Source organism: Streptomyces prunicolor NBRC 13075, from assembly GCF_000367365.1.
In the GTDB taxonomy this organism is placed as follows: Bacteria; Actinomycetota; Actinomycetes; order Streptomycetales; family Streptomycetaceae; genus Streptomyces; species Streptomyces prunicolor.
In genome coordinates, this window is the sequence record NZ_BARF01000174.1 from 1 (window position 1) to 7,029 (window position 7,029).

Consider the following 7,029-nt stretch of genomic DNA (forward strand, 5'->3'; position numbering starts at 1 on the left):
CCAACTCCTTTACGGCTTCCGCGAATCCGACCTGCCCGCGCAAGTTCGCATACCAGTAACCGCCGTCCAACACCTCCGTACCGACGAACCCGCCCTGCGCCGTCGAATAGAACGGAACACGTCCCGCCCTCGGCTCCAGCGGCGCCAGCACCCGCAACAACTCCTCCTCCAACACACCCACCTGCACCGAATGCGAGGCGTAATCCACCGGCACCCGCCGCGCCCGCACCCCATCCCGCGCCCAGCCGGCCAGCAACTCCTCCAGCACACCCGGCTCCCCGGACACCACCACCGACTGCGGACTGTTCACCGCGGCCACCGACACCCGGCCGCCGTACTCCCCGATCTGCCCAGCCACCTCAACCGCCGACAAACCCACCGACACCATCCCACCCAGACCCGCCAACCGCTCACCCACCAACTTCGACCGCAACGCCACCACCCGCGCCGCGTCCTCCAACGACAGACCACCCGCCACATACGCAGCCGCGATCTCACCCTGCGAATGCCCCACCACGACATCCGGCTCAACACCACACGACCGCCACAACGCCGCCAACGCCACCATCACCGTGAACAGGACAGGCTGCACCACATCCACCCGCTCCAGCGACGGCGCACCCCCCACCCCACGCAACACGTCCTCGACCCGCCAGTCCACGAACCGCCCCAGCGCCACATCACACGCCGCCACCTCCCCCGCGAACACCACGGAAGAATCCAGCAGTTCCACCGCCATACCCACCCACTGCGCACCCTGCCCAGGGAAAACAAACACCGTCTTCCCCGACACCACCCGCCCCACAGCCGACCCCGAACCCGGCTCGCCCACAGCCAGCCCGGACAAGCCCGCCAGCAGTCCCTCACGGTCAGTGGCGGATATCGCGGCTCGGTAGTCCAGTTGTGCTCGCGTGGTCGCCGTCGCATACGCGACATCCGGCAGGGCCAACTCCGGGCGTGCGACGAGGTGTTCGCGCAATCGGCCCGCCTGCTCCCGGAGTGCCGCCTCGTCCTTCGCCGACAGCAGCACGGGTGCGGCAGGAAGGCTGCTCTTCTCGGGCTGCTGCTCGGACTCGTAGGGGACCGCCGGAGCCTCCTCCAGGATCACGTGGGCGTTGGTGCCGGAGATCCCGAAGGACGAGACGCCCGCTCGGCGGACGCGCTCGCCGGCCGGCCACGGCTGGGGGTCGGTGAGCAGTTTGACCGCGCCGGACTTCCAATTGACGTGTGCGGACGGGGAGTCCACGTGCAGGGTGGGCGGCAGCACCTCGTGGCGCAGGGCCTGGACCATCTTGATGACTCCGGCCACGCCTGCGGCGGCCTGGGTGTGGCCGATGTTGGACTTCATGGAGCCGAGCCACAACGGCCGTTCGGCGTCCCGGTGTTGGCCGTAGGTGGCCAGCAGTGCCTCGGCCTCGATGGGGTCGCCGAGGCGGGTTCCCGTGCCGTGGGCCTCGACCGCGTCGACCTCGTCGGGGCGCAGGCCGGCGGCGGCGAGGGCCTGGCCGATGACGCGTTGCTGGGCTGACCCGTTCGGTGCGGTAAGGCCGTTGGAGGCGCCGTCCTGGTTGATCGCCGAGCCGCGCAGTACCGCGAGGACGCGGTGGCCGTGCCGTTCGGCGTCGCTCAGCCGCTCGATCGCGACGACTCCGGCGCCTTCGGCCCAGCCGGTTCCGTCGGCCGCCGCCGCGAAGGCCTTGCAGCGGCCGTCCGGTGCGAGACCGCTCTGTCGGCTGAACTCGGCGAACATTCCCGGGCTGGCCATGACGGTGGCGCCGCCGGCCAGGGCCAGTGAGCACTCGCCCGCCCGCAGGGCCAGCGCGGCCAGGTGGATCGCGACCAGGGAGGAGGAGCACGCGGTGTCGACGGTGACGGCGGGACCCTGGAGGCCGAGGGTGTAGGCGACGCGTCCGGAGGCGACGCTCGGGCTGTTGCCGGTCAGGAGGTAGCCGTCGTAGCCGTCCGCCTGTTCGTGCAGCCTCGGGCCGTAGTCCTGGGACATGGCGCCGGTGAACACGCCGACCTGGCCGCCGCGCAGGGTGGTGGGGTCGATGCTGGCGTCCTCCAGTGCTTGCCAGGACGTTTCGAGGAGGAGGCGTTGCTGGGGGTCCATGGCCGTGGCTTCGCGGGGGCTGATGCCGAAGAAGCCGGGGTCGAACTCGTCGGCGTCGTAGAGGAATCCGCCGTTCCTGGTGTACGACGTGCCGGACCGGGCGCGGGCTGGGTCGTAGAGGGCGGTCAGGTCCCAGCCGCGGTTGGCGGGGAACTCGCCGATCGCGTCACGGCCGTCCGCGACCAGTTTCCACAGGGCGTCGGGGGAGTTGGCGTCGCCGGGGTAGTGGCAGGCCATGCCGACGATCGCGAGGGGTTCGGTGCTGGCCGACGGTTCGCCGGCCGGGGCTTCGGTGGCCGTGTCTCCGGACAGTTCGGTGCGGAGGTGGCGGGCGAGCGCGTCCGGTGTCGGGTGGGCGAAGACGAGGGTGTCGGGGAGTTCGAGGCCGGTGGCGGCGGCGAGCCTGCCGCGCAGTTCGAGGGCGGCGCCCGAGTCGAGTCCGAGGTCCTTGAAGGTGCGGGTGACGTCGACGGCGTCGGGGGTCGCGTGGCCGAGGGTGATGGCGGTGGCCTTCTGGACGAGGTTCACCAAGTCCTCGGCGCGGGCGGCGGGTTCGGCGGCGGGCTGCCTGGCGGGCTGTTCGGGTGCGGCCGGTCGTGGCAGGACCGTTCCTGCCGGGGTGGCGGGGCGGTCGTCCGCGCTGTCCGGGGTGCTGAACCAGTAGCGCTCGCGCTGGAAGGCGTAGGTCGGGAGGGCGGTGCGGTGTGGGTGTGCGGTGTCCGGGGCCGGGTTCCAGTGGAGTGTGCCGCCCTGGACGTGGTACTGGCCGACCGAGGTGAGGAACTGCCGGAGGCTGCCGTGGCCTCGGCGCAGTGTCCCGGTCACGAGTGATTCGTTGACTTCCGCGTCGCGCAGGGTCTCGCCGATGCTGCCGACGAGTCCGGGGTGCGGGCTGGTCTCGACGAAGGCGCGGTGGCCGTCCGCCAGGGCGGCCCGGACGGCCGACTCGAACTCGACGGTCTGGCGGAGGTTGCGGAACCAGTAGGCGCCGGTCAGTTCGGCGGTGTCCAGCAGGCCACCGGTGACGGTCGAGTAGAAGGCGAGGTCGGAGCGCCGGAAGCGGATCGAGCCGAGGAGCCGTAGGAGGTCGTCCTCGATGACGTCGACCTGCGGGGAGTGCGAGGCGTAGTCGATGGGGACCTCGCGGACGCGGACGCCGTCGGCGCGGCAGGCGGCGAGCAGTTCCGCGAGCGCGTCGGGGTCTCCGGAGACCACCGTGCTGTGGGGGCCGTTCACCGCGCCGACGCCGAGGAGGCCGGCGTAGCCGGTGAGCCGGCGGCGGACCACGTCGACCGGTTCGGCGACCGACACCATCCCGCCGAGTCCGGCCACCGCCTTGAGTGCCTGGCCGCGCAGCGCTACGACGGCCGCGGCGTCGGAGAGGGGGAGGGCGCCGGCGATGTGCGCGGCGGCGATCTCCCCCTGGGAGTGTCCGATGACGGCGGCCGGGGTGACGCCCTGTGCCTGCCAGAGGCGGGCGAGGGAGACCATCACGGCGAACAGCGCGGGCTGTACGACATGGCCCTGGTCCAGTGACGGGGCTCCGGGCAGTCCGCGCACGACGTCCATGACGGACCAGTCCTGGTACTCGCCCAGTGCCTGGGCGCAGTCGGTGAGGTGCTGGGCGAAGACGGGTGAGGTGTCCAGGAGTTCGCGGGCCATGTCCGGCCACTGCGATCCCTGTCCGGGGAAGACGAACACCGTGCCGCCGACCGCGCGTGCGGTGCCTTCGACCACGTTGGCAGCGGGGTCTCCCGCCTCCAGGGCCTTGAGGCCGGAGCGGAACTCGGTGTGGCCGGTGCCGAGGACGACGGCGCGCTGCTCGAAGGGCTGGCGTGTGGTGGCGAGGGACAGGCCGGTCTCGGCGGTGGGGACGCCGGGCCGTGACTCGGCGTGTGCGCGCAGCCGGCCCGCCTGGGCCCGCAGTGCGGGTGCGGTGCGGGCGGAGAGCGGCCATGCGTGTGCAGCGATGTGGTCGGTGGGGATCGCCGCCGGGGTGCTCGGCTCGGCTGCGGGCGGCTCGGCGACGACGAGGTGGCAGTTGGTGCCGCCCATGCCGAACGAGCTGACGCCCGCGACGAGTTGGCGCTTCTCGTCGGGCCAGGGGCCCTGTTCGGTGCGTACGCTCAGGCCGAGTTCGGCGAGCGGGATGGCGGGGTGGGGGGTCTGGAAGTTGAGGCTGGCCGGGACCTGGCGGCGTTCGATGCTGAGGAGGACCTTCAGCAGTCCGGCGATGCCGGACGCGCCTTCGAGGTGGCCGATGTTGGTCTTCAGGGAGCCGACGTGCAGGGGCTCGGACGCCGGTCGGCCCGTGCCGAGGGCGGCGCCGAGTGCCGCCGCTTCGATGGGGTCGCCGACCTTGGTGCCGGTGCCGTGCAGTTCGACGTACTGGATGTCGTCGGGGCGGACTCCGGCCGCCTGGACGGCGAGTCGTATGACGTCGCGCTGGGCCTGCTCGCTGGGCACGGTGAGGCCGTCGGTGAGGCCGTCGTTGTTGACGGCGCTGCCCAGGACGAGGCCGTACACCCGGTCGCCGTCGGCGCGGGCCCGGTCGGCTGCCTTGAGTACGACGACGGCGCCGCCCTCGCCCCGGACGAATCCGTTGGCGCGGACGTCGAAGGTGTAGCAACGCCCGTCCGGGGAGAGGGCGTTGAACTGTTCCGTCATGGCGGTGGTGCCCGGGTCCAGCATGAGGTTGACGCCGCCCGCGAGGGCCAGGTCGGTCTCGCCTCGGCGGATGCTCTCGGCGGCCAGGTGGACGGAGACGAGTGAGGAGGACTGCGCGGAGTCCACGGTGAGGCTCGGTCCGCGCAGGCCCAGGGTGTAGGAGACGCGGTTGGCGATGATGCCGCGGTTGAGGCCGGTCAGTGTGTAGCGGGAGATGTCTCCCTGGCTGCGGGCCATCAGGGTGGCGTAGTCGCCTGCGATGCTGGCGGCGAAAACGCCCGCGCGGCTGCCGGCGAGGTCGGCGGGGACGATGCCCGCGTCCTCCAGTGCCTCCCAGCACAGCTCCAGCATGAGGCGCTGCTGCGGGTCCATCGCGGCGGCCTCGTTGGGTGAGACTCCGAAGAACGCGGCGTCGAACCCGTCGATGTCGTCGATGAATCCGCCCGGCCAGTCGGTGCCGTCCGGACCCGCTGTCCGGTTCCTGTCGGACGCCTTCCCGATGGCGTGTCGGCCGTCGAGGAGGAGCTCCCAGAGTTCCTCCGGGGTGGAGGCTCCCGGGAGCCGGCAGGAGATGCCGACGACGGCGATTTCCGGTCCGCTGCCGGTGAGGGATTCAGTCATCACTATCTCCACAGAGGTCCGACGAGGCCATGTCTGACAAGGGGCGCCGTCCCGCCCGGACGGCGGGGGGCCTGTGGTTGTCCGGTGTGTGCGATCGCACGGCGGAGGGTGGGCCGTCTCCCGGGGGATGTTCTGCGGGAGTGTGTGCCGTGGGACGGGCGGGCGGTGTCGGACCCGGCGTGGTGCCGGGGCGGGAGCCGGGATCGGTTCGGAGGTGCGGCCGGCCGGGCCGCCCGGTGGGCCGGCCGCCGCGTGCGGCTCGTCGGATGCGGCGCCCGAAGGGGGCGGGCGCCGCGCCCGGCAGGTCAGTTGAGGGTCACGGGCAGGTTCTCGTAGCCGCGGATGGTCAGGCGGTCGCGGCGGGTCGGCTCGCCGGCCGGCGCGATGTTCGGGAAGCGTTCGAGCAGTTCGGTGAAGGCGACGGTGCCCTCAAGGCGGGCGAGGGGGGCGCCGAGGCAGTGGTGGATGCCCGCGCCCATCGACACCGGCTGGATGGCGGTGCGGGTCGGGTCGAAGCGGTCGGGGTCGGTGTAGCGCTTGGGGTCGCGGTTGCCGGCGCCGAGAGCGAGGAGGGCCCACTCGCCCATCGGGATCCGGGTGCCGGCGATCTCGGCGTCTTCGCGGGCGACGCGGGCGATGAGCTGGACGGGCGAGTCGAAGCGCAGGACCTCTTCGACGAAGTTGTCGGCCTCGATCTCCTTGGCGTGCAGCCCGGCGGCGACCTCCGGGTGCTGGAACAGGAGGTTGAGTCCGTTGCCGAAGATGTGTGTCGTCGTCTCGATGCCGGCGGCCAGCACCACACCGAGGTTGCAGACGAGTTCCTCGGCGGTCAGCGGCGCGTTCTCCTGGTCGGTGATCTGTACGACGGCGCTGACGAGGTCGTCGCCGGGTTCGACGCGGCGCTTGGCGACCAGGTCCTGGAAGTACTTCTCGAACTCCGCGTAGGCCGTGTCGGCGATGGCGGTGTCCTCTTCGGTCGGGGTCACCTCGAACACCAGGGTCCAGTCGTTGGCCAGCTGCTTGAACCGCGGCCAGTCCTCCTTGGGCATGCCGAAGAGTTCACCGACCACGCCGACGGACAGGTTGAAGGCGAAGCGGTCCATGAAGTCGACGGAGGAGCCGTCCGAGGTGGCGTCGGCCATCTCGTCGAGGAGGTCCCTGGCTATGGTCCGGACCATGGGTTCGAGGGCGGCGACCCGGCGGGCGCTGAAGGCGCGGGCCATCACGTCGCGCATGCGGGTGTGGTCGGGCGGGTTGGTGTCCAGGATGCTGTTGGTGAGGGCGATCACCGAGGGGTGCAGTTTCCATTCGGCGGCGGTGAACAGCCGGTTGTAGCGGTCGTCCCAGGGGCCGAACTCGCCTGCGCGGAGCGTCTGGTTGATCGCGTCGTAGCCGGGCACCATCCACAGCTGGTCGCCGAGCGGGGCGACGGGACCCAGGCCGTGCGCGGCGGCGTAGTGGGGATAGGGGTTGTCGCGGCCCTCGGGGGTGAGCAGTTCCCCCAGAATCTCGTTAGCGTCCATGCGATGACTCCTCAAGTTGCCTGATTCACGGTGATGGTGGGGCCGCGGGCAGTGGTACGGCGGAGCACCGGGGCGGACCGGGCGGGGCCGGCCTCAGGCCCCGGT

General features: G+C 71.6%; 2 protein-coding genes. Both read right to left on the minus strand.

Going from position 1 to position 7,029, the window contains the following annotated elements:
* The coding region (locus SPR02S_RS54490; protein ID WP_019065464.1) for a type I polyketide synthase at positions 1-5,401 on the minus strand (5,401 nt) is incomplete at its 3' end.
* Between the two features lie 305 nt (positions 5,402-5,706).
* A complete protein-coding gene (locus tag SPR02S_RS58710; RefSeq protein WP_019065465.1) occupies positions 5,707-6,924 on the minus strand; it encodes a cytochrome P450 in 1,218 nt (405 codons plus the stop codon).
* Between the last annotated feature and the right edge of the window lie 105 nt (positions 6,925-7,029).